This is a genomic window from Aeromonas sp. 3P (genome assembly GCF_051919745.1).
GTDB classification, from domain to species: Bacteria; Pseudomonadota; Gammaproteobacteria; order Enterobacterales; family Aeromonadaceae; genus Aeromonas; species Aeromonas veronii.
In genome coordinates, this window is sequence record NZ_JBQBED010000001.1 from 1,633,813 (window position 1) to 1,660,773 (window position 26,961).

A 26,961-nucleotide genomic window follows, 5' to 3' on the forward strand; every position below is an offset into this window, starting at 1 on the left:
CGCTGATGCATAACGCCTATTCCATTCCCGCCACCATGAGCGCGGTAGAGATTACCCAGCCAGGTGGCCCCGATGTCTTGCAACTGACCACCCGCGCCACACCGGCGCCCAAGCCCGATGAGGTTTTGATCCGGCACTATGCGACCGGCATCAATGGGCCGGATGTGATGCAGCGCAAAGGGCTCTACCCGCCTCCGGCAGGGGCATCGGATATTCCCGGGCTGGAGGTCGCCGGGGTCGTGGTCGCCAAGGGGGAGCAGGTGACTCATCTCAAGATTGGCGACAAGGTCGCCGCGCTGATTTCGGGTGGCGGCTATGCCGAGTACAGCGTCGCCCACCAGAGCAATGTCCTGCCCCTGCCGCCCGGATTGAGCTTTGTCGAAGCCGCGGCACTGCCGGAAACCTTTATGACGGTCTGGTCAAATATGTTTGAACGGGGTCAGTTCAAAAAAGGGGACATTATCTTGATCCATGGCGGTGCCTCCGGCATCGGCACGACCGCCACCATGCTGGCCAAGACATTTGGCGCCGCCAAAATCATCACCACGGTCGGCTCCCCCGAGCAGCAGGCCGCCAGCATCAAGCTGGGCGCGGATGTGGCCGTGCTCTACAAGGAGGAGGATTTTGTCGAGGCCGTGCATGCAGCCACCGATGGCCATGGCGCCGACATCATTCTCGATATCATTGGCGGAGAGTATGTCGCGCGCAACTATGCGGCGGCCGCCATCAATGGTCGCATAGTCCAGATCGGCATTATTGCGGGCGCCGCCCCCAATCTGGATCTGTTTCCCATGCTGCAAAAGCGGCTGACCCATATCGGCTCCACCCTGCGCTCGCGTACTCCGCAGGAAAAAGCCGAACTGATTGCCCAGCTGCAAACTCATGTCTGGCCATTTATCGAACGCGGCGAGGTCAAACCGCAGGTTTACCAAACCTTCCCGCTGCATGAGGCCGCTGCCGCTCACCATTTGCTGGACTCAGGCCGCCATATCGGCAAGCTGGTGTTAACCATGGCACCGTTATCGTCAGATTGATAAAGCGCATAGTGGAGCAGGCCGAGGTGGATGTGGTGATATCCAACGCGGAAAGCCCCCGCCGCAGGGGTAAGTGTTGCTCTCAATAAAAAGTGACCGGCTATATGCCGGTCTCTATTTTGGTAACAGGAAGGGACATTATTTTTATGGCATCGAAATAAACTTCCTTTTCAGATAGGAAATTACACCTTAGAAAAATAATCTGGCAAGTCGTTTATATAAAGCCTCAATATGTCACCTCGTTTTACTCTGCTATTATGTCCAAGATCTTTTCTAACTGCGAAAAGCAGATCTTCTACAGAGGCTAGAATATGGCGAGAGTCGCCATCGCTAGGAATAGACATCATGGCCTCACGAAAATCTCCAAATGCTTTTACCATATCATGAGAGCCCCAAATAACGAGATCTCTTGTTGTATCAGCAAAAAACTGTATTGTTTCACTTTCAGTTGGAGCATTTTTTTCAAGCTTTGCTGCAAATGTTATAAGGAAAATAAATTCTATGATTTTTTCATATACTGGAACCTTTTTCTGCCTTAGCTGAGCAGCAATTTCTACTTTTTGCTCTTGTCTTTTTGAGAGCATAACCGTAGCGACAGAAACAAAAATAGTTGCCGATGCAGCAATAATACCTGCAGCGAGAGTCGGATTTATAGCCTGAAAAACAGTCCAAACTTTGCTAACTAATATATAGATACCAAAAAAGAGAACCGCTAACAAAATCAACCCTATAGTTACTTGGAAAAATTTTTTCATTAATAAACCCTCTCCCATACAAAACCGACATATCGCTAAACCATTACTTTTAGTGGCTATAGCGTATCGAATGAAGCCAACTTTGGGAATGTTAGGCACGAAAATATAAGCCTTTAAATTGACCTTTGCTGTTTGAAACCAAAGATAGAAAAAACGCCCCCCATCTTGCGATGGAGGGCGTTTTATTTTCTAGCTATTGGGCCAGAGTGGCCCAATGGTCAGCTATTACAGGGATTCAGCGGTCGCAACCACGTTTTCCACGGTAAAGCCGAATTCCTTGAACAGCAGCTCGGCCGGTGCGGACTCACCGAAGGTGGTCATACCAATGATCTTGCCGCCGAAACCGACGTACTTGTACCAGTAGTCAGCGATGCCGGCTTCGATGGCCACACGCTTGGTGACGGAGGACGGCAGGACGGACTCTTTGTACTCGGCAGATTGAGCGTCGAACACGTCGGTAGACGGCAGAGAGACCACGCGCACGGCACGGCCCTTGGCAGTCAGCTGCTCATAGGCAGCAACGGCCAGTTCCACTTCGGAACCGGTGGCGATCAGGATCAGCTCCAGAGTACCGGCGCAATCCTTCAGCACGTAACCACCCTTGGCGGTGTCGGCCAGCTGCTGGGCAGTACGGTCCATCTGGGCCAGGTTCTGACGAGAGAAGATCAGAGAGGTCGGGCCGTCGGTACGCTCGATGGCGTGTTTCCAGGCGATGGCGGATTCAACCTGGTCACACGGACGCCAGGTGCTCATGTTCGGAGTCAGACGCAGGGAGGCGATCTGCTCAACCGGCTGGTGAGTCGGGCCATCTTCACCCAGACCGATAGAGTCGTGAGTGTAAACGAAGATAGCGCGCTGCTTCATCAGGGCGGCCATGCGCAGGGCGTTGCGGGCGTACTCCATAAACATCAGGAAGGTAGCGCCGTAGGGGATGAAACCACCGTGCAGGGCGATACCGTTCATGATGGCGGACATGCCGAACTCGCGTACACCGTAGTGGATGTAGTTGCCGGAGGCATCGTCGTTGGTCAGAGACTTGGAGCCGGACCACATGGTCAGGTTGGACGGAGCCAGGTCGGCAGAGCCGCCCATGAACTCCGGCAGCAGCTTGCCGAACGCTTCCAGAGAGTTCTGGGACGCTTTACGGGTCGCAATCTTGGCCGGGTTGGCTTGCAGGGTTTCGATGATCTTGGCGGATTCGGCAGCCCAGTTGGCCGGCAGTTCGCCAGCGGTACGGCGCTTGAATTCGGCAGCCAGAGTCGGGTGAGCGGCTTCATAGGCAGCGAACTTGGCAGCCCAATCGGCTTCCAGTGCAGCACCCTTCTCCTGAGCGTTCCACTCGGCAGCGATATCGGCCGGGATAACGAACGGCGCGTGGTCCCACTTCAGGAATGCGCGAGCAGCTGCGATCTCGTCGTTGCCCAGCGGTGAGCCGTGGCAGTCGTGAGAACCGGATTTGTTCGGGGAGCCGTAACCGATGATGGTGCGGCAGCAGATCAGGGTCGGCTTGCCGGTCTCGGCCTTGGCGGCTTCGATGGCGGCATTGATCGCTTCCGGGCTGTGACCGTCAACAGCCGGGATAACGTGCCAGCCGTAGGCTTCGAAACGCTTGACGGTGTCGTCGGTGAACCAACCTTCTACGTGACCGTCGATGGAGATACCGTTGTCATCCCAGAACGCGATCAGTTTGCCCAGTTGCAGGGTACCTGCCAGGGAGCACGCTTCGTGGGAGATACCTTCCATCAGGCAGCCGTCGCCCATAAAGGCATAGGTGTAGTGGTCAACGATATCGTGGCCCGGCTGGTTGAACTGCTCAGCCATGGCTTTTTCGGCGATCGCCATACCAACGGCGTTGGTGATGCCCTGACCCAGCGGGCCAGTGGTGGTTTCAACGCCCGGCGCGTAACCGTACTCCGGGTGACCCGGGGTGCGAGAGTGCAGTTGGCGGAAGTTTTTCAGATCGTCGATGGAGAGGTCATAACCGGAGAGGTGCAGCAGGGAGTACAGCAGCATGGAGCCGTGGCCGTTGGAGAGAATGAAACGGTCGCGGTCGGCCCACTTGGGGTTGTTCGGGTTATGTCTGAGGTGGCTACGCCACAGCACTTCGGCGATATCCGCCATTCCCATGGGGGCGCCCGGGTGACCGGAGTTGGCTTTTTGAACGGCATCCATACTCAATGCACGAATGGCATTGGCAAGCTCTTTACGAGAAGGCATCTGAATCTCCTGCGATTGCTTCATTTGATGGCCAAGATTAAGGCGCGTTATTGTCCCAGCAGGGCGCGCGGCGTGCAAATATTATCTGGATGAATAAAGTGGCTTTGGGAGGACAATCGCTTTTCTTGCCCTCTATTGACCAAAGCAACCAGAGAAAAACGTTTGATTTCCATCCCTTTCGGGATAGGAGAGCACCGCTTGTGACCCATTGGACACTGCGCGACAAAATAGTGCTGGCAATCGCGGGGGGCGCTAATTAAAATAGACGTCCAGATGTAGATACCTCTACACCATCCCATTCACCCGGTTATTGCTGTGGCGATAACCCAGACAAGCTGAGATTCATATCATGGCAAAGCTGTTTACTTCCGAGTCGGTCTCCGAAGGCCATCCAGACAAGATTGCGGACCAGATCTCCGATGCGGTACTGGACGCCATCCTCAAGCAAGATACCAAGGCCCGTGTCGCCTGCGAGACCCTGGTCAAGACCGGTATGGTCATGGTGGCCGGCGAAGTAACCACCTCTGCCTGGGTTGATATCGAAGAGATCGTGCGTGATACCGTGCGTGAAATCGGCTACACCCACTCCGACATGGGCTTCGACGCTGACTCCTGTGCCGTGCTGAACGCCATCGGCAAGCAGTCCCCGGACATCAACCAAGGTGTTGACCGCAGCGATCCGCTGGAGCAGGGCGCTGGCGACCAGGGCCTGATGTTCGGCTACGCCACCAACGAAACCGACGTGCTGATGCCGGCCCCCATCACCTACTCTCACCTGCTGGTGAAGCGTCAGGCTGAAGTGCGCAAGAACGGCACCCTGCCGTGGCTGCGTCCGGATGCCAAGAGCCAGCTGACCTTTGCCTACGACGACGCAGGCAAGATCATCGGTGTCGATGCCGTTGTACTGTCTACCCAGCACGCTGAATCCATCAGCCACAAGGATCTGGTTGAAGCGGTACGCGAAGAGATCATCAAGCCGGTGCTGCCGGCCGAGTGGGTCAACAAGGACACCAAATACTTCATCAACCCGACCGGCCGTTTCGTTATCGGCGGCCCGATGGGTGACTGCGGTCTTACCGGTCGCAAGATCATCGTCGACACCTACGGCGGCATGGCCCGTCACGGTGGTGGCGCCTTCTCCGGTAAGGACCCTTCCAAGGTTGACCGTTCTGCTGCCTACGCCGCCCGCTACGTTGCCAAAAACATCGTTGCCGCCGGTCTGGCCGATCGCTGTGAAATCCAGATCTCCTACGCCATCGGTGTGGCCGAGCCGACCTCCATCAGCGTCGAGACCTTCGGTACTGCCAAGGTTGCCGAGGATCTGCTGGTCAAGCTGGTACGCGAGCACTTCGAACTGCGCCCGTATGGTCTGATCGAAATGCTGGATCTGAAGCGCCCAATCTATCAGGCCACCGCTGCCTACGGTCACTTCGGTCGCGACGAGTTCCCGTGGGAGCAGACTGACAAGGCCGAACTGCTGCGTTCCGCCGCTGGCCTGTAAGGCTCGCTGTTGTGATAAAAGGGGAGCCTAGCTCCCCTTTTGCTTATCCGCCATTTGACGAGATGTTGATGTCTGCCACCCCTGCCCAGCTTGTCGCCCTGCTGCAACAACGCGTAGAAGCCTGCTTTGTGCAGGCCGAGGCGCGCCTTGGCCGCACCTTCCCCCGCCCGCGGATCTACTGCAATATGCGGGGCCGGGCGGCGGGATCTGCGCGGCTGCAAACTTGGGAGCTACGCTTCAATCCCGCCCTCTATCAGGCCAACCAGCAGGCGTTTCTGGATGAGGTCGTGCCCCACGAGGTGGCCCATCTGCTGGTCTATGCCCTGTGGGGTGAAGGTCGCGGCAAAAGCCGGGTCTTGCCCCACGGCAAGCAGTGGCAGTCGGTGATGCGGGAGGTGTTCGGCCTTGAGCCCAGAACTACCCACAGCTTCGATCTGGCGGTATTGGCCCAGCGCACCGTGCCCTATCGCTGCCTCTGCCAGCAGCATCAGCTCTCTATTCGCCGCCACAACAAGGTGGTGCGTGGCGAGGCCCGCTATCACTGCCGCCGCTGCAAGCAACCGCTGGAGCGGGAACGGCCGGAGCCAGAGCGGTAAGCCAGCTTGTGTCGCGCCCCTGTGGTAGGGTGCCCGCCATCGTTCGTCAATCACCCCGTTTGCAAGGAATCCCATGCGTTTCATCTCCTCCCTCGCCCTGACCCTGCTGGCCGGTTTACCGCTGCTCAGCTCCCCCCTGCACGCCCAGACCTTTCGCGAAGCCAAGCAAGATCTGGTGAAGCTCTATCGCAGCCAACCTGCGGTCACCACCTTCTACTGCGGCTGTGACATCGACTATCAGGGCAAGAAAATGAGCCCGGATCTCGCCAGTTGCGGCTATGAGCCGCGCAAGCAGGCCAAGCGGGCCGCCCGCATCGAGTGGGAACACGTGGTCCCCGCCTGGGAGTTCGGCCACCAGCTGCAGTGCTGGCAGGATGGCGGTCGCAAGAACTGCGAAAAATCGAGCCCCGAGTTCAACAAGATGGAGGGGGACATGCACAACCTCTTCCCCGCAATTGGCGAGGTGAACGGCGATCGCGCCAACTACCGCTTCTCCGACTGGAACGGCAAGCCGGATCAGTACGGCCAGTGCCAGATGCTGGTGGATTTCAAGGATCGTCGGGTACAGCCGCCCAAGGGGCCGGTGCGGGGCCAGATTGCCCGCGCCTACCTCTACATGAGCGAGCAGTATGGGCTGCGTCTGGCAGCGCAACAGCGTAAACTGTTTGAAGCTTGGGACAGGCAGTACCCTGCAGAAGGCTGGGAGTGCGAGCGCAACCGCCGCATCGGCAAGCTGCAGGGCAATACCAATCCCTTTATTGAAAAGCAGTGCCAATAACCCCATTTGACCAGGGAGGGGATCACCCCTCCTATCATGAAGCCCTTCCCTATTGCCGCGTGAGCCTTGCTTGCCGCAGGATATAAAGGGTTTCCAAGCAAGAGACTGACAAGCAGCCATGCGCATTCCACGTATCTATGAACCGGCCACCCTGCAAGTTGGCCAGACTATCGCCCTGTCGGAAGACGGCGCCAACCATATCGGCCGGGTGCTGCGCATGCAGCCTGGCCAGCAGCTCGAGCTGTTCAACGGCGATGGCAATCAATATCCCGCCACCATCGCCAGCGTTGGCAAGAAGTCGGTGGAAGTGACCATCGACAGCTGCGACGTTCAATCGGTGGAGTCACCGCTGGCCATCCACCTCGGTCAGGTGATCAGCCGTGGCGACAAGATGGACTTCACCATCCAGAAATCGGTGGAGCTGGGCGTCACCTGCATCACCCCGCTCTTCTCCGAACGCTGTGGCGTCAAGCTGCCGGCAGACCGCTTGGAGAAGAAGCGCGAGCAGTGGCAAAAGGTGGTGATCAGCGCCTGCGAACAGTGCGGCCGCAACGTGGTGCCAGAGGTGCGCATGCCGATGGAACTGGACGCCTGGCTGGCAGAAGAGACCAAGGAACTCAAGCTCAACCTGCACCCGCGCGCCGAGTACAGCATCAACACCCTGCCCGTTCCCGAGCATGGGGTGCGCCTGCTGATTGGCCCGGAAGGGGGATTGTCGAGCGACGAGATCGCCCGTACCGTGCAGGAAGATTTCAAAGAGATGCTGCTGGGGCCGCGGGTGCTGCGCACCGAAACTGCCGCCCTGACGGCGATTACTGCGCTGCAGTGCCGTTTTGGCGATCTCGCTTGATACTATCGGCCGCATCAATCAGCCCCATGGCTGCATCGACGCAGCCGCAAGCGGCCGATTACGCTGCGCTAATCGACCCTACAACCCTATCGAGCCATTAAAAAGGAACAGCGGATGACCATTAAACTCGGCATCGTGATGGACCCCATCTCGGCCATCAACATCAAGAAAGATTCCAGCTTTGCCATGCTCGAAGAGGCGCAAAAGCGCGGCTATGAGCTCTTCTATCTGGAGATGAAGGATCTCTACATGGAAGCCGGTCGCGCCTTTGGCACCATGCGCCCGCTCACTGTCAAATATGACTATGCCGACTGGTACACGCTGGGCGAGGTGGTGGACCATCCCCTCTCCAACCTCGATGTGATCCTGATGCGCAAGGATCCGCCGTTCGACACCGAATTTATCTACGCCACCTACATGCTCGAGCGGGCCGAGGATGAGGGTTGCCTCATCGTCAACAAGCCGCAGAGCCTGCGCGACGCCAACGAGAAGCTCTACACCGCCTGGTTTGCCGAGCACACCCCGACCACGCTGGTGACCCGCCGCGCCGACAAGCTGCGCGCCTTCCACGCGAAGCACAAAGACGTGATCTTGAAGCCCTTGGACGGCATGGGCGGCGCCTCCATCTTCCGCATGAAGGAAGATGACGCCAACGTCGGCGTGATTATCGAAACCCTGACCGCCCACGGCAGCCAGTACTGCATGGCGCAGACCTATCTGCCCGCCATCAAGGATGGCGACAAGCGGGTGCTGGTGGTGGACGGTGAACCGGTACCCTACTGCCTCGCCCGCATTCCGGCGCAGGGCGAGACCCGTGGCAATCTGGCAGCCGGTGGCCGTGGTGAAGCGCGCCCCCTGAGCGAAGCTGACTGGGCCATCGCCCGTGCGGTGGGCCCGACGTTGAAAGAGAAGGGCCTCATCTTCGTCGGTCTCGACATCATCGGCGATCGGCTGACCGAGATTAACGTCACCAGCCCGACCTGCATTCGCGAGATTGAAGCCGCCTTCGATGTGCACATCACCGGCATGCTGATGGATGCCATCGAGCGTCGGCTGGGCAAATAATCACCAGGAAGGCTAAGCCGGCCTGTTCAGGGGTAACCCGCCCCCGACAAGCCCGGAAAAAGAGAGGGTGGCCCGGCGCCACCCTCTCTGTTTCAAGACAATCCGGAAAGGGGCGGGATCTCGCCCAGCCCAAAAAGCGGTTTTTCCCATGGGGATCAACTGCCATAATTGACCTCAAATACCTTTGCACTATTTGGCCTCTATGCAAACACTGCAAAATCACTTCCTGCTTGCCATGCCAAGCCTGACGGATCCCTACTTCGAGCGTTCGCTGGTCTATCTGTGCGAGCACAACGAAGAGGGCGCCATGGGACTGGTCGTCAACATTCCGGTCGAGATGTCGCTGGAAACCATGCTGACCCAGCTCCAGCTCAATCCGCCCAACAACCCGGAACTCAAGCAGCCGGTGCTGCAAGGGGGGCCGGTTCACGCCGATCGCGGCTTCGTGCTGCACAGCTTCCGCCCCGGTTTCAACTCCACCCTGCAGGTGGGGGATGAGATGATGGTGACCACCTCCAAGGATATTCTGGAAACCCTGGGTACGAGCGAGGCTCCTGCCCATTGGCTGGTGGCCCTTGGTTATGCAGGCTGGAGCGCCGGGCAGCTGGAGCAGGAGCTGGTGGATGGCGCCTGGCTGGTGATCCCCCCCAATCCTGCTCTGGTGTTCAAGACCCCCATTCACAAACGTTGGCAGCAAGCTGCCGCCAGCATAGGGGTGAACCCGGTTCACCTCTCCAGCGATATCGGCCACAGCTGATCGGCTGGCCCGCTCCGCTCTCTATTTCGAGGATTTATCAGTTATGTCATCACGCAGCATCATGGGCTTTGACTATGGCACCAAGAGCATTGGCGTCGCCATCGGTCAGGAGCTGACTGGCACAGCCCAGCCTCTGCGCGCCCTCAAGGCCAACGACGGCATCCCCAACTGGGACGAGATTGAGAAGCTGCTCAAGGAGTGGCAACCGGACCTGCTGGTGGTCGGTCTGCCGCTGAACATGGATGGCACAGATCAGGAGATCACGGTACGGGCCCGCAAATTCGGCAACCGGCTACATGGCCGTTTCGGCAAGCCGGTGGAGTTCAAGGATGAACGACTCACCACCACAGATGCCCGCGCCCGTCTGTTTGAGCGAGGCGGCTATCGCGCGCTGGAAAAAGGCAGTGTGGACGGAGTATCGGCGCAGCTGATCGTCGAAGCCTGGATGGAAGAGCAGTACAACTAAGCCATCAACAGCAAGGCAAGGGTCGCCGCCCTTGCCTTGTCTCGCACTATCCTCCCCTCATTACGCCTGTGATTGACCCGCGACCAGCCCCTCGGCCTCTGTCGGCGTCGCATTCATCATCCGGTTGAGCCAGGGCACCATCAGCCCCATCACCACCGCAATCAGCAGGGTCGCCATTCCGATCTTGCCAAACACGCCGGTGTAAATGGGCAAGGTTTGCAGCGGATCCGTCATCCCTTGCGGCACGGCGGTAAAAGTCGCCACATAGCCCCCCAGCAGGGACGCCATCGCCTGAGTCAGGAACCACATTCCGAGAATGAAGCCCATCAGCCGTTGTGGCACCAGCGCGGCGACCATCGCCAGTCCCAGGGCACTGATCATCAGCTCGCCCAGACTCTGGAACAGGTAGATAAGCACCATAAACCAGGGGGAGGTAAGCCCCTGCTCATCGGCAAACCACCAGCCGGATGCCGCCGCCGTCAGAAAGCCCAGCGAACAGAAGAACATCCCGAGGGTGAACTTGAGCGGCATGGTGAGATCCCGCCCCTTGCTGCCCATCCGGGTATAGATCATCGCGAGTACCGGGCTACCCACCACCACCCAGAAGGGGTTGAGCGCTTGGAAGCTGATGGGGTTGACGCTCACGCCCAGCATTTCGTGGTGCATGTTGTTGATGGCAAAGAAGTTCAGAGACGTCGGCATCTGGGCATACAGCACATAGAAGAGCACCGCCTCCAGCATCAGCACGAAGGCCACATACATCTTGTTGCGGCCCGCAGTGTCGAGCCTGAACGCCTCGCGGAAGAAGAAGATCACCACGGCGATGGTCACCGTCATCAGCACCATGTTGGCGATCACCACGTGGTGCATCAGCCAGGCGCAAAAGAAGACCATGGCTACCGAGCCCAATATAACCAGCAGCAGCTTGCTGTAATTAAGTGGCAGGTGATCCGGCGCGGAGCCAATATCCTTGACCATATTGCGGCAGGCAAAGAAGGTAAGCAGCGCAATAATCAGCCCCACCCCGCACAGGTTATAGGTCACGGTATAGCCGTAGTGATCGGCAATTACCGGCGCGAGCGAGAGGGAAATAAGCGAGCCGATATTGATCGACATGTAGAAGAGGGTAAAAGCCCCATCCAGCCGCGGATCTTTCGGGGCATAACATTTGGAGAGCAGACTTGCCGGGTTGGCCTTGAACAGGCAGTTGCCGACCGCGATGGTACCGAGCGCATAGAAAATCAGGTCAGGATTGTAGATCGACAGGCCGGTCATAAAATAACCGACCACCAACACGATAGCCCCCAGCACCATGGTGCGCTTGGTCCCGAGAATATGGTCGCCAACATAACCACCAATCGAGATAAGGCCATACACCAGCGCCGAGAAAGCGCCGAAGGTGATAAACGACTGCTCCTGGGAAAAACCCAGTTGCTGTACAAAGAAAACTGCCAGGATCCCCTGCACGCCGTAATAACCGAAGCGCTCCCAGAGTTCGACGAAAAATATCATAAAGAAGGGTTTGGGTTGTTGTAACAACCCAGTCGGTGCTGTTGCTGGACGCATATCAACCTGCCTTTGCTGAGATTTATTTTTATTAATCTGGTGGTGGCTGCCGCACTATTTTTTCGTCCGTCATTGCCATTACGGGGAGTACAGTCAGCCTGCCAATCTGGCTATTTTCGGGTGCACGGGCCCCGTTCGATGAAAGGTGTTTTTCATCTAGCCGGTTTCAATTACGGGTTATCGGGGGATGGTGAGTGGCGTCTCCCAGTACAGTTACCGGCTCCGGGTTCTACCTTTGCTGCATCCCTTTACTCAAGCCGGTTTATCAACCTTGATGCTTATTCCCCTCTGCTCCGTCACTCATGGCTGGTGGCCAGATAGCCGGGGCATGATATGGCCACAGACGACCTGTGGGGCTGGCTCACGCTGCCCTCTACTGGCAGTCACCTACGCAGGCGCTATCTAACCCCGCCATTCCAAGGGGGGTCATGCTATATCACTGCAAATACAGGAACTTAATGGTCGATCACACTTTAAAAGTGACCATCAGTGAAGTTTTCTAATGAAACCACATGAATTTTTTTCGTGAAAAGAGCTTCACTCGAGACGTGCAACCAAGGCCAATCTGTGCATAAAGAGAGTTGAATGGCACACAGCTTGAACCCGAACTCGGCACTTAAGTCGTGCAAAAGCCCACTCATCCGGGCGATACGACAACAAAAAGCCGGAGCAGATGGCTCCGGCTGATCGATGGGCACCGTCACGACCACATTAGCGTGGCGATTCATCGTTGTAGAGTCGCCGGATCTCGTTGCGCAGCCACATCACCTTGGCATCCTGATTATGCCGCTTGTGCCACAGCAAGATGAAGGCGATCTCCAGCTGGGCGTAGAGCTTCTCGGGGAGCGGCAGCGGCATGGCGATCAGATTGCCGTGATGCCGACTGGCATAACCACCGCAGTAGGAAGGAGCCACCGCAATCAGTTCGTGGCTCGACTGGGAGGCAATATGCAGCGCCTGCTCGAAGCTTGAGACCATGATGGGCACCTCCCGCTTCAGCCCCTCGTCCTCCAGCAGACTGTCGAGGGCCCAGGTATCGTTCGCCTCCCACACCATGCTGATCTGGGGGCAGGCCAGAAAATTCTCCAGCGACCACTTCTGCTCCAGCAGAGGGTGATCCTTGCGCAGGAACACCACCGGGCGATCGGTGAACAGCACCTCGTGATCGATGTAGTAGGGCAAGCGGTTGACCTTGGCCTGGGAGCGGCCATGGGTCTCGCGGGCACAAAAGCCGAGATCTGCATCGCCATTGACGATGTCGTTGAGGGAGTGGTGATCCCACCCCAGCATCCTGACCACAGAGTTGGGGTACTTCTGGTAGATGGTCATGGGCAGATCGCTCAGGAAGCTGATGTAGAAGGGGGACTCCATCACCAACGTGAAGCGGGCACCGTCGGGGATCGCCTCGCTATTGAGCGAGGTGATGCTGTCGGTGAGCTGGAACCAGACCTTCAGCTCCTCCTCCAGAGTCAGGGAGAGGTTGGTGGGCTGCAACCCCTGCCGCACCCGCACAAACAGGGGATCGTCAAACCACTCCCGCAATTTGGCCAGAGACTTGCTCACCGCCGACGGAGTGACACAGAGCTTTTTGGCAGCCCCTGCCACACTGCGCTCCTGCATCAGGTACTTGAAAACCACCAACAGGTTTAAATCGAGCTCACCCAGATTGCGCATATCCCCTCTCATCTTCCATCAGCCCTGCGACCGCGCTTCACGAAGCGCGAGCCATGGTACCAGCCCTTTAACCGCCAGATAACTGAGCAGTGCCAGCAACAGGGCATAAGTCAGCATCTCGGTTGGAGCAAAGCCAAGTTGACCCAACAGCCAGATGTAGAGGCCGGAAAGGCTGATCTGCATGATGCAGAGCACGGCGCTGGCAAACGCCACATTGTGCTGACAACCATCGAGCGCCTCCCCCATCGCCACCCCGAAGCCACAGGAGAAGCCGACACAGACCAGTGTAAATCCCGGCAGCAGCAGATGGATATCGCCCCCCGTCTGCCAGCTGCCGATCAGTGAGCATGCCGCCAGCAGATAGGAGAGATGAGACAGCGCCAGAACTTTCTGTTTGCCCAGCCAGCGCAACAGCAGCGGCGTCAGGAAGGAGGTGGACATACTCACGCCGGCCATCACCATCATCACGATGGAGTACTGCTCGGTGGTGAAGCCAAACTCCTTCATCAGGATCAGCGGCGAGACGCTGACATAGACCAGAATGGCGGTCACGCTGGCACTGGTCAGCAGGGATAGCAACATAAAGCGCGGCGAGCGCAGCAGGACAAAGGGTTGCCCCGCGCCACTGCCCGGTTGCCGCGCCGGACGGGTCTCTTTGAGCAGCAGCAGGTTGACAAGACCGCTGACAGCCGCCACCAGCGCCATCGCCACGAAGATCCCGCGCCAATCAAAATGGGACAGGATGAGGTAACCGAGCACCGGCGCCAGCACCGGGATCACGCAGATCACCCCGTTGATCATCGAGAGCGCCATCGCCAGCCGCTCCTGACTCAGCACGTCCCGCAGCACGGTAAAGGTCATGATATAGAGCGCCCCCGCCCCGACTCCCTGCCAGAAACGGCCGAAATAGAACTGACTTATCCCCTCTGCGCTGCCTGCCACCAGCGAGGCGAGGACAAAAATCAGCGCGCCACCGAGCACCACCCAGCGCCGCCCGTAGCGATCGGCAATCATCCCGCCCAGCAGCACGGTCGCCGCCATACCGAACAGATAGATGGAGAAGGCGGTATGGATCTGCGCCTCGCTCGCCTGCAGGGTATCGGCAATCTGGGGCACAGCGACCAGATAGAGATCGATCCCGACCGGATAGAGGATGATCATCAGAAAAGTGCACAACAGGAATACAGGCATGGATGCTCCATAACTGATTGGCGTGCCGATGCCTGCCAGATCACAGCGACAGGCGAACAGTGGCGGGGCCAAGGTGGTGACAAAGGTAGCAACACAGCGCGTCGCAATGGGGCAACTATATGGGCGCCCAGCGCCCTCACCTAGTGAAGAGATGGCGATCGGTACATTCCAATCAGGAAATATTGTATTGAGTTACGTGCCATAGCGGCCATATTGAATCGAGCAGACTCAGCAATAAACCGGGTCACCACCCGCTCATAGCCATCCCTGCGCAGCACTTTTACCGCCCGTCTGTTATCTGCCTTCGCTCTTGCGGGCGTATAAGCTGTAGGTGCGACGCAATACAGGAAATGTGTATGAAGGGAATGGAGAGAGAAGAGCAGATTGCCGGGCTGCTGTCAGCACTGGAGCAAGCCATTCTGGGCAAGCCGCTGCAACTGAAAATCGCGCTGGTGACCCTGCTGGCGCGCGGTCATCTGCTGATCGAGGATCTGCCCGGTATGGGCAAAACCACCCTGGCCCACGCGCTGGCACAGGTACTGGGGCTGGCATGCCGGCGCATGCAGTTCACCGCCGATCTGCTCCCCGCCGACCTGCTGGGGTTGCAGATCTTTGACCCCCAGCAGCAAACATTTCGCTTTCACCCCGGCCCCATCTTCACCCAGGTACTGCTGGCGGACGAGATCAACCGCGCCAGCCCCAAAGTACAAAGCGCCCTGCTGGAGGCGATGGCAGAGGGCAAGGTGAGCATTGAGGGGAATACGCATCCCCTCCCCGATCCGTTTTTCGTCATCGCCACCCAGAACCCGGCGGATCAGGCGGGCACCTATCCACTGCCAGAGTCCCAACTCGACCGCTTCGCCGTGCGACTCTCACTGGGTTTTCCGCCGCGAGAGGCGGAGCGCCAGTTGCTGCGCGGCCACCAGCCGACTGGCCCGTTGCCCGCCATGCTGAATGCCGCCGAGCTGACTGCCCTGCAAGCGGAAGGTGATGCTATCCATGTTTCCGATGCCACCCTCGACTACCTGCTGGCGCTGGTGCACCAGAGCCGCTTTGATGGGGATCTGCCACAGCCCCTCTCCCCCCGGGCAGCCCAGACCTTGCTGGCGGTGAGCCGGGCCTGGGCGCTGGTTGCCGGGCGGCGCTTTGTCACGGTGGAGGATGTGCAGGCGGTCTTCCCCTATGTGGCCGAGCATCGGCTGCGGGGCAGCTTTGGCGTGCAGCACGGCGAAGCCTGTCCCCTTAGCCAGCGGCTGCTGGCCAGGGTCGATCCGGACAATCCCTGATGAGCACCTTGTTCACCCGCTGGCAGCAGTGGCGTGCCCGCTGGCAGCGACGCTGGCTCGACCGCCGCATTCCCCCGGCCCGCCAGATCACGCTGGCTACCCGCAGCCTCTTTATCCTCCCTACCCGCATGGGACTGCTCTATCTGCTGGTGCTGCTCGCCATCTATCTGCTCGGCACCAATTACCAGAACAATCTGGTGCTGCTGGTAGCCTACTGCCTCGGCAGCCTGTTTATGGCAGCCATGTGGCTCACCCACCGCAATCTGCTGGGGCTGGCGCTGCTGGGTGGCCCGCCAGTGCTGGGGGAAGCGGGTAGCCAGCTACCTATCCGTATCTTGGTGCAGAGCCCTCGCCCGGTGCAGGCGCTCCGGTTTAACCTCAACGAAGGCAGCCTCTGGCTGGCCCAGGCCGACGCTGTGCCCCGCACAGTTATCCTGCCAGTATCGGGCTCGCGCCGCGGGCCACTGCCCCTTGGTCGATTGCGGGTCGAGAGCCGCTACCCTCTCGGCCTGTTTCGCTGCTGGTCCCTGCTGGACTTGCAACTGGAGGGCTGGCTCGCCCCCAAACCGGCGTTCGGGGCACTAAGAGGGGAGCATGCGACCCAAAGCGAGGGGCATCAGGGCCAGCCCGCGCCAGCTCCCCTCGGTGACTTTGATACCCTGCGGACACATCAGGCCGGTGAGCCACTGAGCCGAGTCGCCTGGAAGCAACTTGCCCAGGGGCGCGGCCTGCTGACCAAGCAGTTCCATGAACCGCAGCAGGATGACACTCACCTTATGTTGCAGCGGATCGCGGGTGGGGATCTGGAGCAGCGGCTGGCGGTGCTGGCCTGGTGGTGCGCCGATTACGGCAAGCGGGGCATCCCCTTCACCCTGACGCTGGCAAACCAGACGCTGGGGCCCGATAGCGGTGCCGCCTTTGTGCAGCGCTGCCTGCTGGCACTGGCCCAGTTCGATGCCACACCACCGAAGAGCACGCAGGATGCTGCTAAATAACCGCCGCCTGCTGCCACTCATCGCCCTGCAACAGCTGCTGCTGGTCGCGGCGCTCTGGCCCCAGTTGCAGCTCTGGGTGGTGGCGGTAAGCGCCGCAACCCTTGGCGTCCGGGCCATGATGCTGTGGCGCGGCTGGCCGCCCCTGCCTGCCCACTGGTTGGCACTGCTGGCCATCACCACTGTGCTGTTGCTGGGGTTGCAGTGGCGCACATTGGGCACCCTGCCAGCCCTGATCAATCTGCTCTGGCTCGGCTATAGCCTGAAGATGATAGAAGTGCGGCGCGAGCGGGATATCGAGCAGGTGCTGCTGCTCGCCTTCTTTCTCATCGCGCTGGCACTGGTGCAGCGACAAAGCATCGGCTGGGCAGTCGGGATGGCAGTGGCGCTCTGGCTGGCAGTGACCACACTGGTGGCCGCCATTGCACCCGAGCAGAAAAGGCCATGGCGCAGCGCGGGCGGTGGCCTGCTGCTGGCGCTTCCCCTGCTTATCACTCTGTTTTTGCTGCTGCCAAGGCTCCCGCCCCTCTGGCAGATGCCCACCACCAGCCGCGCCCTGTCGGGGCTCTCGGAAGAGCTGGCCCCCGGCGATATCAGCGAACTGGTCAACTCCTCGGAACTGGCGTTTCGGGTCACTTTTGCCGATGGCCCGCCCCCTGCCCGCGAGCGCTACTTTCCGGTGATGCGCCAAGAAGTTTTCGATGGCCAGCGCTGGTTGCTGAGCCCCGAGGTCAAAGCATGGCAGCAGACAGTGCCGGTGCAGACCGGGCTCACCCTTCTGGCATCTTCTCAGGCCAACACTCAACTGGCAGATAGCCCGTTGCCAGCCGGGAGCTACGAGGTGATCGCCGAGCCCCAGCGCCACCGCTGGGCCTTTGCCCTGAGTGAACCGCGTCTGCTGGCGGGCCCTGTGCTGCTTACCCCTCTCGACACCCTCTATCGGCAGGGGAGCGGCGAGGTGGCGATCCGCTATCGCATTGGCCGTGGCGAAGCGCTGCCCGAGGATGACCACCAAGCTGCCCAGCGCAACCAGCAACTGCCAGCCGGAGGCAACCCGAGAGCGCGCGCCCATGGCCAAGGGCTGGCCACACGCCATCCGGATCGCGCAGAGCTGGTCGCCGCCCTGCTCGCGCAGTTTCGCAGCCAATCCTATTACTACACCCTGACCCCGCCACAACTTGGCCGTGACGGAGTGGATGAGTTCCTGTTCGATACCAAGCAGGGCTTTTGCGGCCACTACGCCATGGCGACCGCTTTCGTGCTGCGCGCTGCCGGCATTCCGGCACGGCTGGTCACCGGTTATCTCGGCGGCGAGTGGAATCCCACGGGCAACTATCTGGCGGTACACCAGTTCGATGCTCATGCCTGGGTGGAGTATCTCGATGAAGGGGGAAAGTGGCAGCGAATCGACCCCACGGCGGCAGTGGCACCGGAGCGCATTGAAGGCGGCGTGAGGGAGGCGCTGAGCGACGAGTTTACCGCTGCCGACCCGCTCGCTTTGCAGCGTTATCGCAACTGGGCTCTGCTCAATCAACTGCGCTGGTGGGGCAACAATATCGACTACCAGTGGAGTCGCTGGGTGATTGGTTACGATGCGGGCCAGCTCTGGCAGCAAATCAGTCTGCGCTGGCCTGCACTGGCGGGGCACACCCCCTGGTTGATCCTCGCCAGCCTGATGCTGGTCGCCCTGCTGGTGAGCCTGCCCCTGCAGTTGCCCGCCCGCCTGCCGCCAGAGCGGCGTATCTGGCAGCCCTTGCTCAAACGGGGCAAACGCAGTGGCTATCCACCCCAGCCCGCCGAGAGCATGGGGGCATGGTGCGAGCGGCTGGCACGGCTGCGTCCCGACCTTGCCCACCCCTTGTTGCAGGCGGCCTGGCTCTATCGCAGTTGGCGTTATGCCCCCCTCAACGAACGGCAACAAGGGCGCTGCTGGCGCCAGTTACGACGGCGTGTCAGACAGCTCGCCCAGCGCTGGGATCAACAGCCAACGAGTGCGCGATAAAAGAAGGGGGAGCCACCGGCTCCCCCTTCAGGTTTTAATCAAGAGGTTTGATTCACCGCTTGTTACTTTTTGGTCGGATTGTCCCAAATCCCCTCTTCCAGCTGGGAGCGGATCTCGGGGTATTTGTTGGCATCGAAGGTGGGCACCTTGCCCAGCCGGAGCTGGTCGTTGTAATCCTTCGCCAGCTTGATGGCAACGCTGGAAAGCAACAGGATCGCCACCAGGTTGACGATGGCCATCAGACCCATGGAGACATCCGCCATCGCCCACACGATCGGCAGCTCACCCACGGCACCGAACATCACCATCCCCAGCACGAACACTCGGAACAGCATCAGGCCACCCTTGTGGTTGTGCTCGAGGAACACCAGATTGGTCTCGGCATAGGAGTAGTTCGCCACGATAGAGGTGAAGGCGAAGAAGAAGATGGCCGCCGCAATGAAGATGTTGCCACCGCTGCCAATCTGGGAGGATAGCGCCCGCTGGGTCAGCTCGACACCGGTCACGCCGGATCCCGGCTCAAACTGACCGGACATCAGGATGATGGCGGCGGTACAGCTGCAGATGACGATGGTGTCCATAAAGACCCCCAGCATCTGCACATAACCCTGAGAGGCCGGGTGCGGCGGATAGGGAGTGGCAGTAGCCGCGGCGTTGGGCGCAGAGCCCATCCCTGCTTCGTTGGAGAAGAGACCGCGCTTGATACCGTTGATCATCGCCTGGGAGATGGCATAACCGAGCGCACCCGAGCCTGCCTGCTCAATCCCGAAGGCGGACTTGATGATCAGCATGAAGACATGGGGCAACTCGGTAATGTTCATCGCTACAATGACCAGCGCCAGCAGAATGTAGGCCAGCGCCATAAAGGGCACCACCAGCTCGGCAAAACGGGCGATGCCACGAATGCCGCCGAAGATAATCAGGCCGGAGAGAGCCACCAGCGCCAGACCGCTGACCCAGTCAGGAATGCCAAACGCCACCTTCATCGCCAGACTGATGGAGTTGGCCTGCACCGCGTTGAACACAAGGCCAAATGCCAGGATCAGACAGAGCGAGAAGACCACCCCCATCCAGCGCATGCCAAGGCCTTTCTCCATGTAGTAGGCCGGGCCACCACGGTAGTTGCCATCCTCATCCTTGACCTTGTAGAGCTGGGCAAGGGTGCTTTCGACGAAGGCGGTCGCCATGCCGATAAAGGCAATCAGCCACATCCAGAAGATGGCGCCGGGGCCACCCAGATAGATGGCGACAGCCACACCGGCCAGGTTGCCGGTGCCGACACGAGCGGCAAGGCTGGTACAGAGGGCCTGGAAGGAGGAGATGCCTGCGTTGTCCGATTTACGGCTGTTTTTCAGCACGGAAAACATGTGGCCAAAGTGACGGATCTGGATAAAACCCAGGCGGAAGGTGAAAAAGATACCGACCCCGATGAGCAGGTAGATGAGCACGGCTCCCCACATCAGGTCGTTTAGCATCGCAATCAAGGTGTCCATAATTCTCTCGTTGTTATTCACATCCATGGCCAGTCTGCGCTGACCGTTTTCTGTCTGTCGTTTAATTAGCGTTTCGCTAAAGGGGCGGAATCTAGCACAGCGGGAGAGCCCGGAATAGTGATCCCGGTCACGCGAGACACAAAAAACGAACGGTAAAAGCCCATAAAGCTCCATTTAAATCGCAAACTTTCAACAAACTCAATAATTCAATCAGACAGGCCACCATTAAGCCCCATAAGAGAACCTTTTTGATATATCCCTGATGAGCTATGCGAAAACGCAAACGCTTGCATGAAATGGCTTTCAAACGGAGACATTTCGCCAAACGTTTTCGCTGTAATTAAATTTCAAGTACGTAGCGAGATAATTTATGTGATCGACGACACAAATATGGATATTGGCTAAAAAAGTTCAGCTGAAAGCAAACCGGAGCGAGGTCGGAATGAAATGTAAAAAACCTTACTAATCATATAGTTTCAAGCCATAAAACGGGATGACTCAACAGCCTGAATGTTTAACAACCAAGCGCCCCTATTGCAGGATGCAGCACATCAGTATTAATTAGGCAGGCAATGACGATGGGCCGCCCCCATCGCGCTTTTCTGAGCCTGAGGCACCAAGATCCTGTAATTTTATTTCAGAACCACCGTCTCAAGCCCGCAACCCAGGGATTACTCCCTCATTAAGAGATGATATTCGCTATGGCCGATAAATTAACCCAGCTGAAAGCCCTGACCACTGTTGTTGCCGACACCGGTGATATCGAAGCCATCAAACGCTATCAGCCCATCGATGCCACCACCAACCCCTCTCTGGTTCTGAAGGCCTCCGAGATCCCCGAGTACGCTCCGCTGATCGAAGACGCCATCAACTGGGCCAAAGCCCAGAGCCAGGACAAGGCACAGCAAATCATCGACGCGGGCGACAAGCTGGCCGTCAACATCGGTCTGGAAGTGCTGAAGATCGTTCCTGGCCGCATCTCTACCGAAGTGGATGCCCGCCTCTCCTTCGATACCGAAGCCAGCATCGCCAAGGCCCGCAAGCTGATCCGTCTCTACAACGAAGCGGGTATCAGCAACGACCGCATTCTGATCAAGCTGGCCTCCACCTGGGAAGGGATCCGTGCCGCTGAAGTACTGGAGAAAGAGGGTATCCAGTGCAACCTGACCCTGCTGTTCTCCTTCGCCCAGGCCCGTGCCTGTGCCGAAGCCGGTGCCTTCCTGATCTCCCCGTTCGTGGGTCGCATCCTCGACTGGTACAAGGCCAAAAATGGCCGTGATTACACCGCCAGCGAAGATCCGGGCGTGGTCTCCGTCACCTCCATCTACAACTACTACAAGCAGCACGACTACCCGACTGTCGTGATGGGCGCCAGCTTCCGCAATACCGGCGAGATCCTGGAACTGGCCGGTTGCGACCGCCTGACCATCGGCCCGGCCCTGCTGGAAGAGCTGAGCAAGACCGAAGGCGCCGTGGTACGCAAACTGGACTACACCGGTGAGCGCAAGGCCAAACCGACTCCGATGACCGAAGCCGAATTCCGCTGGGAACTGAACCAGGATGCCATGGCTCACGAGAAGCTGGGCGAAGGCATCCGCATGTTCGCCATCGACCAGGGCAAGCTGGAAACCATGCTGGCAAGCCGTCTGTAATCAGTTCTTTTTTCTGATAAAAACCGGGCCCCTACCAAGGGGCCCGGTTTTTTTTCATGGGCTTTTTTAGCGCTGTCATAGAGTCGTCACGAAAACGTTTTAATTTCAGATTCGTTATGTTATACGGGTGGTGAAAACGATAAAAACCAAGGAGGGAGCCATGGAAATGTTCAACTTCGATTATGACGAGGTGGTTGAACTCGGTTCGCGTAGCCGCGGGACAACGGGAAAAAAACGTAAATGGCGTGAAATCGAGGCGTTGAAAGACAAACATCGCCTGCAGAAGGAGCTGCAATCCATCGATATCGCCTATGAAGGTCTTACAGACGAGATTGAACTGTAATACTGCCAGACAACTGTAAAAGCGCTCCGCACAGCCGGGGCGCTTTTTTATGCCGCAATCGGATGATCAAGTGGCTTGTCATGCCACCGCTAACGATGCCACAGGATGCAGCGGGCTAATGACAGTCATCACCAACAGCGTGGCATACCAACCCTGCCCCACACCCACGAATGCAGACCTGCGCCGTTTCAGGGCGCGTTGGGGCAAACATCGCAAGACAAGTCATCAGCAATAAAAAGCCCCCGTCGCTGACGGGGGCCTGAACACTCGGGGCTGACGGCTGCGCTTAGCAGTAGCCGTAGCCCAGCAGACGCTGGTAACGCTGCTCCAGCAGTTGCTCGGTATCGAGCGGACGCAGAGCGTCCAGATCCTGCTTGATGCGGGCCTTGAGGTTTTTGGCCATCTTCTCCACATCGCGGTGGGCACCGCCGAGGGGCTCGTCGATCACGTGGTCGATCAGCTTGAGCTCCTTCAGACGCTGGGCAGTGATACCCATCGCTTCGGCAGCCACAGAAGCCTTGTCGGCGCTCTTCCACAGGATGGAGGCACACCCTTCCGGCGAGATGACGGAGTAGGTGGAGTACTGCAGCATGTTGACGCGGTCACCCACGCCGATTGCCAGCGCACCACCTGAGCCGCCCTCACCGATCACGGTGCAGACCACCGGCACGGTCAGACCGGCCATCACTTTCAGGTTGCGGGCAATCGCTTCGGACTGGCCACGCTCTTCGGCACCGACGCCGGGGTAAGCGCCCGGAGTGTCGATAAAGGTGATGATCGGCATCTTGAAGCGCTCGGCCATCTCCATCAGACGCAGGGCCTTGCGGTATCCTTCCGGACGCGGCATACCGAAGTTGCGCTTGATCTTCTCTTTGGTCTCGCGACCCTTCTGGTGACCAATCACCATCACCGGCTCACCGTCGAGACGGGCGATGCCGCCGACGATAGCCTTGTCATCGGCATAGGCGCGATCGCCAGCCAACTCGTCAAAATCGGTGAAGATATGCTCGATATAGTCAAAGGTGTAGGGGCGCTGGGGATGACGCGCCATCTGGGATACCTGCCAGGCACCCAGATCACCGAAGATCTTCTTGGTCAGCTCTTCGTTTTTCTTCTCCAGCCGGCGGATCTCGTCTTTCAGATCCACGGCGTGATTGCCTTCACTCACATGTTTGAGTTCATCAATCTGCGCCTGCAACTCGGCAATCGGCTGTTCAAAATCCAGAAAAAGACTCATAGGGCCTTAGAACCTCTAATCAAAAACCAATTCAACCCGCTCTCGTCCAAGCAGGACTCGCAAGTCATCTATCAGTTGATCGGTGGGCGTCACCCGCCACTCGGTACCGAGCGTCAATCGCACCCGGGAGCCGGGGCGACGATAGTTTACCTGAACCGGACAGACTCCGGCACGGGCGGGCTCCAAAATCTCGCACAAACGCGGGAAAAAGCGATCATCAATCCGCTGTTCATCGAGGGAGATGCGGATTGCTCTGGCAAAACGCTCCCTCGCATCGTTGATATCCAGTAATTCTCGAGCCGACATTTTAAGGCCACCGGAGAAGTCATCAAAGCTGACCTGTCCAGAAACCACCAAAATGCGGTCTTTTTGCATCAATTCTTCATATTTTTCCAGCGCTTCACTGAACAGGGTCACATCGAGGCGACCGGAACGGTCGTCCAGGGTGAAGATCCCCATCTTGTTGCCACGCTTGGTCACCATGCTGCGAGCCGCAATCACCAGCCCCGCCGCCGTGGTCACGGTATCGCGGGAGGTGGGATGCAGATCGCACAGGCGACCCGAGGTATAACGACGCAATTCGCTGCTGTACTGGTTGATGGGGTGGCCGGTGAGATAGAGCCCGAGGGTCTCGCGCTCCCCTTCCAACCACACCTTGTCAGGCCAGTGCGGCACGTTGGCAAACGCCTTCTTGACGTCGTCAATCTCTTCGGTGAGCACGCCGAACATGTCGACCTGCCCCACCGCCTGCGCCTTGGCGTGCTGCTCGGCGGCACGCATCGCCTCCTCCAGCGTCGCCATCAGCGCCGCGCGGTGGGGGCCCAGTCGGTCCATGGCGCCGGAGAGGATGAGTTTTTCCATCACCCGCTTGTTGAGCTTCTTGATGTCGACTCTGTTGCAGAAGTCGAACAGATCGCGGAACGGGCCGTCCTGATCCCGCGCGCTGAGAATCGCATCTATGGGGCCTTCGCCGACCCCTTTCACCGCGCCTATGCCGTAGACGATGTGACCGTCCTCGTTGACCGAGAAGCGATAGCGGCCTGTGTTCACATCCGGCGGTATCACGGTGAGCCCCATGCGCTGGCACTCGTCCACCAGGGTCACGATCTTGTCGGTGTTGTCCATGTCGGCGGTCATCACCGCCGCCATGAACTCGGCCGGGAAGTGGGTCTTGAGCCAGAGGGTCTGGTAGGAGACCAGCGCATAGGCGGCGGAGTGGGATTTGTTAAAGCCGTAGCCCGCAAACTTCTCCACCAGATCGAAGATCTTCATCGCCAGTTCGCCGTCGACGCCATTCTTGACGGCGCCCTCCTCGAAACCAGCCCGCTGCTTGGCCATCTCCTCGGGCTTTTTCTTACCCATGGCACGGCGCAGCATGTCCGCGCCACCCAGCGTATAGCCCGCCAGGGTCTGGGCGATCTGCATCACCTGCTCCTGATAGAGGATGATGCCGTAGGTCGGTTCCAGAATCGGTTTCAGGCTCTCGTGCTGCCACTTCTCGTCCGGATAGGAGATCGCTTCATTGCCGTGCTTGCGGTCGATGAAGTTATCCACCATGCCTGACTGGAGCGGGCCCGGTCGGAACAGGGCCACCAGTGCGATCATGTCTTCGAAGCAGTCGGGGCGCAGCCGCTTGATGAGATCCTTCATGCCGCGAGATTCGAGCTGGAATACCGCCGTGGTCTCGTAGCGCTGGAGCAGGTCGAACGACTTCTTGTCATCGATGGGGATGGCGGCGATATCGACCGGCGGCTTGCCCTCTTTGACAAGACGCGGGTTTATCATACCGAGCGCCCAGTCGATGATGGTGAGAGTGCGCAGACCCAGGAAGTCGAACTTCACCAGACCGGCGTATTCCACATCGTTCTTGTCAAACTGGGTGACCGGGTGATGGCCCTCATCATCGCAGTAGAGCGGCGCAAAGTCGGTGATCTTGGTGGGTGCGATCACCACGCCACCGGCGTGTTTACCAGCGTTGCGCACCACCCCTTCCAGCCGGCGAGCCATGTCGATGAGGTCTTTGACCTCCTCATCCTGCTCGTAGAGCTCGGGCAGCTTGGGCTCGGCCTCGAATGCCTTGGCAAGCGTCATGCCCGGATCCGGCGGGATCAGCTTGGAGATACGATCCACAAAGCCGTAAGCGTGGCCCAGCACCCGGCCCACGTCCCGCACTACTGCCTTGGCCGCCATGCTACCGAAGGTGATGATCTGGGAGACCGCATCCCGGCCATACATGTCGGAGACGTGCTCGATAACCTCGTCGCGTCGGTCCATGCAGAAGTCGACGTCGAAGTCGGGCATGGATACCCGCTCGGGGTTCAGGAAACGTTCGAACAGCAGGTCAAATTCCAGCGGATCCAGGTCGGTGATCTTGAGAGCGTAGGCCACCAGAGAGCCCGCCCCCGACCCCCGGCCCGGACCAACGGGGATGCCGTTGTCCTTGGACCACTGGATAAACTCCATCACGATGAGGAAGTAACCCGGGAAGCCCATCTGGTTGATCACTTTCAGCTCGACATCGAGACGCTCGTCATACTCGGGACGGCGCTCGGCCCGCACCGCCGGATCCGGGAACAGAAACTCGAGACGCTCCTCCAGACCCTCTTTCGACTTGGCCACCAGAAAATCTTCGGTAGTCATGTCGCCAGTCGGGAAGTTGGGCAGGAAGTACTCGCCAAGACGCACCGTCACGTTGCAGCGCTTGGCGATCTCCACCGTGTTTTCCAGCGCTTCGGGAATGTCGGCAAACAGCTCGGCCATCTCCTCCTGACTGCGCAGGTACTGCTGGGGGCTGTAGCGACGGGGGCGGCGTTTGTCCATCAGGGTATAGCCATCGTGGATGGCGACCCGGATCTCGTGGGCGTCGAAGTCATCGGCGTTGAGGAACACCACCTCGTTGGTGGCGACCACAGGCAGCTCGAACTCGGTGGCGATGGCCACCGCCATGTGCAGGTAGACCTCTTCGTCGGGTCGACCGGTGCGCAGCAGCTCGAGGTAGTAGGCATCGGGGAAGTGGGTCTGATAGAAGGCGACGCACTGCTCGGTCATCTGCCGGTTGCCCTTGAGCAGGAACTTGCCCACATCCCCCTCGCGCCCGCCGGAGAGGACGATCACCCCCTTGGCATGCTCGGCGAGCCAGCTCTTGTCGATAACCGGACGCCCCTGCACGTGGCCGCGCTGGTAACCGCGGGAAATAAGCAGGGTGATGTTCTGGTAGCCGTCGTTATCCATAGCGAGCAGGGTGAGACGGAACTGCTCGTCGCCGAGCTCATCGCTCTGCACCCAGAAGTCGGCACCGACGATGGGTTTGATCCCCTTGCCGTGGGCTGCGCCATAGAAGCGCACCAGACCACACATGTTCATCTGATCGGTCAGCGCCAGCGCCGGCATGTTGTTGGCCGCCGCCGCCCCGACGATGGGGTTGATCTTCTGCAGGCCATCGACCATGGAGAAGTCGGAGTGGACTCGCAGGTGGATAAAACGGGGGTCAGCCATCGTCATCTCCT

21 protein-coding genes are annotated in these 26,961 nt (G+C 59.0%); 13 read left to right on the plus strand and 8 right to left on the minus strand.

The window, feature by feature from the left end:
- Positions 1-5 precede the first annotated feature (5 nt).
- Positions 6-1,034, plus strand: coding sequence for an NAD(P)H-quinone oxidoreductase (locus ACTG19_RS07240; protein WP_113738969.1), 1,029 nt, complete (start codon positions 6-8; stop codon positions 1,032-1,034).
- A gap of 182 nt (positions 1,035-1,216) precedes the next feature.
- Here ACTG19_RS07240 and ACTG19_RS07245 read toward each other — a convergent pair whose 3' ends face one another.
- A complete protein-coding gene (locus ACTG19_RS07245) occupies positions 1,217-1,789 on the minus strand; it encodes a hypothetical protein (RefSeq protein WP_113738970.1) in 573 nt (190 codons plus the stop codon).
- 225 nt (positions 1,790-2,014) lie between these two features.
- Positions 2,015-4,006 carry a transketolase gene (gene tkt / locus ACTG19_RS07250; protein WP_201989748.1) on the minus strand — a complete coding sequence of 664 codons (1,992 nt, stop codon included), beginning with the start codon at positions 4,004-4,006 and terminating at the stop codon, positions 2,015-2,017.
- A gap of 349 nt (positions 4,007-4,355) precedes the next feature.
- Between tkt and metK the strand changes: the two genes are divergently transcribed.
- The 7 genes from metK (at position 4,356) to ruvX (ending at position 10,019) form a co-directional block, all read left to right on the plus strand.
- A complete protein-coding gene (metK, locus tag ACTG19_RS07255) occupies positions 4,356-5,507 on the plus strand; it encodes a methionine adenosyltransferase (RefSeq protein ID WP_005343827.1) in 1,152 nt (383 codons plus the stop codon).
- A gap of 68 nt (positions 5,508-5,575) precedes the next feature.
- Positions 5,576-6,103, plus strand: coding sequence for a SprT family zinc-dependent metalloprotease (locus tag ACTG19_RS07260; RefSeq protein ID WP_439988928.1), 528 nt, complete (start codon positions 5,576-5,578; stop codon positions 6,101-6,103).
- A gap of 73 nt (positions 6,104-6,176) precedes the next feature.
- Positions 6,177-6,881 carry an endonuclease gene (locus ACTG19_RS07265; protein WP_113738972.1) on the plus strand — a complete coding sequence of 235 codons (705 nt, stop codon included), beginning with the start codon at positions 6,177-6,179 and terminating at the stop codon, positions 6,879-6,881.
- Positions 6,882-6,999: 118 nt separating this feature from the next.
- Complete coding sequence (gene rsmE, locus ACTG19_RS07270; protein ID WP_005343824.1) at positions 7,000-7,731, plus strand: 16S rRNA (uracil(1498)-N(3))-methyltransferase; 732 nt, start codon at positions 7,000-7,002, stop codon at positions 7,729-7,731.
- A 114-nt stretch (positions 7,732-7,845) separates the two neighbouring features.
- Complete coding sequence (gene gshB, locus ACTG19_RS07275; RefSeq protein WP_159158357.1) at positions 7,846-8,796, plus strand: glutathione synthase; 951 nt, start codon at positions 7,846-7,848, stop codon at positions 8,794-8,796.
- A 202-nt stretch (positions 8,797-8,998) separates the two neighbouring features.
- Positions 8,999-9,553 carry a YqgE/AlgH family protein gene (locus ACTG19_RS07280; RefSeq protein ID WP_005349793.1) on the plus strand — a complete coding sequence of 185 codons (555 nt, stop codon included), beginning with the start codon at positions 8,999-9,001 and terminating at the stop codon, positions 9,551-9,553.
- 43 nt (positions 9,554-9,596) lie between these two features.
- Positions 9,597-10,019, plus strand: coding sequence for a Holliday junction resolvase RuvX (ruvX, locus tag ACTG19_RS07285; RefSeq protein ID WP_005343821.1), 423 nt, complete (start codon positions 9,597-9,599; stop codon positions 10,017-10,019).
- A 60-nt stretch (positions 10,020-10,079) separates the two neighbouring features.
- Here the strand turns inward: ruvX and dtpB are convergent, their stop codons facing one another.
- The 3 genes from dtpB to ACTG19_RS07300 all read right to left on the minus strand — a co-directional run bounded on the left by dtpB (position 10,080) and on the right by ACTG19_RS07300 (position 14,450).
- Positions 10,080-11,585 (minus strand): dipeptide/tripeptide permease DtpB, encoded by a 1,506-nt coding sequence (dtpB, locus tag ACTG19_RS07290; protein WP_439988929.1) that lies wholly within the window; start codon positions 11,583-11,585, stop codon positions 10,080-10,082.
- 711 nt (positions 11,586-12,296) lie between these two features.
- On the minus strand, positions 12,297-13,259 hold the full coding sequence (gene yidZ, locus ACTG19_RS07295; protein ID WP_113738974.1) for an HTH-type transcriptional regulator YidZ: 963 nt from the start codon (positions 13,257-13,259) through the stop codon (positions 12,297-12,299).
- Positions 13,260-13,277: 18 nt separating this feature from the next.
- Positions 13,278-14,450, minus strand: a complete 1,173-nt coding sequence (locus ACTG19_RS07300; RefSeq protein WP_113738975.1) for an MFS transporter — start codon at positions 14,448-14,450, stop codon at positions 13,278-13,280.
- Positions 14,451-14,806: 356 nt separating this feature from the next.
- On the opposite strand from ACTG19_RS07300, the gene ACTG19_RS07305 reads away from it, so the two are divergent.
- Genes ACTG19_RS07305 through ACTG19_RS07315 form a run of 3 tightly spaced genes read left to right on the plus strand, consistent with a single transcriptional unit; the run spans position 14,807 to position 18,730 of the window.
- Positions 14,807-15,736, plus strand: coding sequence for an AAA family ATPase (locus ACTG19_RS07305; protein ID WP_419178067.1), 930 nt, complete (start codon positions 14,807-14,809; stop codon positions 15,734-15,736).
- Entirely contained in the window at positions 15,736-16,731 is a 996-nt protein-coding gene (locus ACTG19_RS07310) for a DUF58 domain-containing protein (protein WP_113738976.1), read from the plus strand. The genes ACTG19_RS07305 and ACTG19_RS07310 overlap by 1 nt, the downstream gene beginning before the upstream one ends.
- Positions 16,718-18,730, plus strand: a complete 2,013-nt coding sequence (locus ACTG19_RS07315; protein WP_113738977.1) for a transglutaminase TgpA family protein — start codon at positions 16,718-16,720, stop codon at positions 18,728-18,730. Before ACTG19_RS07310 ends, ACTG19_RS07315 begins: the two co-directional genes overlap by 14 nt.
- 62 nt (positions 18,731-18,792) lie before the next feature.
- Here ACTG19_RS07315 and ACTG19_RS07320 read toward each other — a convergent pair whose 3' ends face one another.
- Entirely contained in the window at positions 18,793-20,223 is a 1,431-nt protein-coding gene (locus ACTG19_RS07320) for an alanine/glycine:cation symporter family protein (protein ID WP_013724018.1), read from the minus strand.
- A 701-nt stretch (positions 20,224-20,924) separates the two neighbouring features.
- On the opposite strand from ACTG19_RS07320, the gene tal reads away from it, so the two are divergent.
- Positions 20,925-21,875 (plus strand): transaldolase, encoded by a 951-nt coding sequence (gene tal, locus ACTG19_RS07325; protein WP_005338545.1) that lies wholly within the window; start codon positions 20,925-20,927, stop codon positions 21,873-21,875.
- Positions 21,876-22,035: 160 nt separating this feature from the next.
- Positions 22,036-22,218 carry a DUF3545 family protein gene (locus ACTG19_RS07330; RefSeq protein ID WP_005338547.1) on the plus strand — a complete coding sequence of 61 codons (183 nt, stop codon included), beginning with the start codon at positions 22,036-22,038 and terminating at the stop codon, positions 22,216-22,218.
- 286 nt (positions 22,219-22,504) lie between these two features.
- Here ACTG19_RS07330 and accA read toward each other — a convergent pair whose 3' ends face one another.
- Both accA and dnaE read right to left on the minus strand, forming a co-directional pair.
- The gene (gene accA / locus ACTG19_RS07335) at positions 22,505-23,455 is read right to left on the minus strand and encodes an acetyl-CoA carboxylase carboxyl transferase subunit alpha (protein ID WP_005338549.1); all 951 of its coding nucleotides are present in this window, start codon (positions 23,453-23,455) and stop codon (positions 22,505-22,507) included.
- 15 nt (positions 23,456-23,470) lie between these two features.
- A complete protein-coding gene (gene dnaE, locus ACTG19_RS07340; protein WP_439988930.1) occupies positions 23,471-26,950 on the minus strand; it encodes a DNA polymerase III subunit alpha in 3,480 nt (1,159 codons plus the stop codon).
- Positions 26,951-26,961 lie beyond the last annotated feature (11 nt).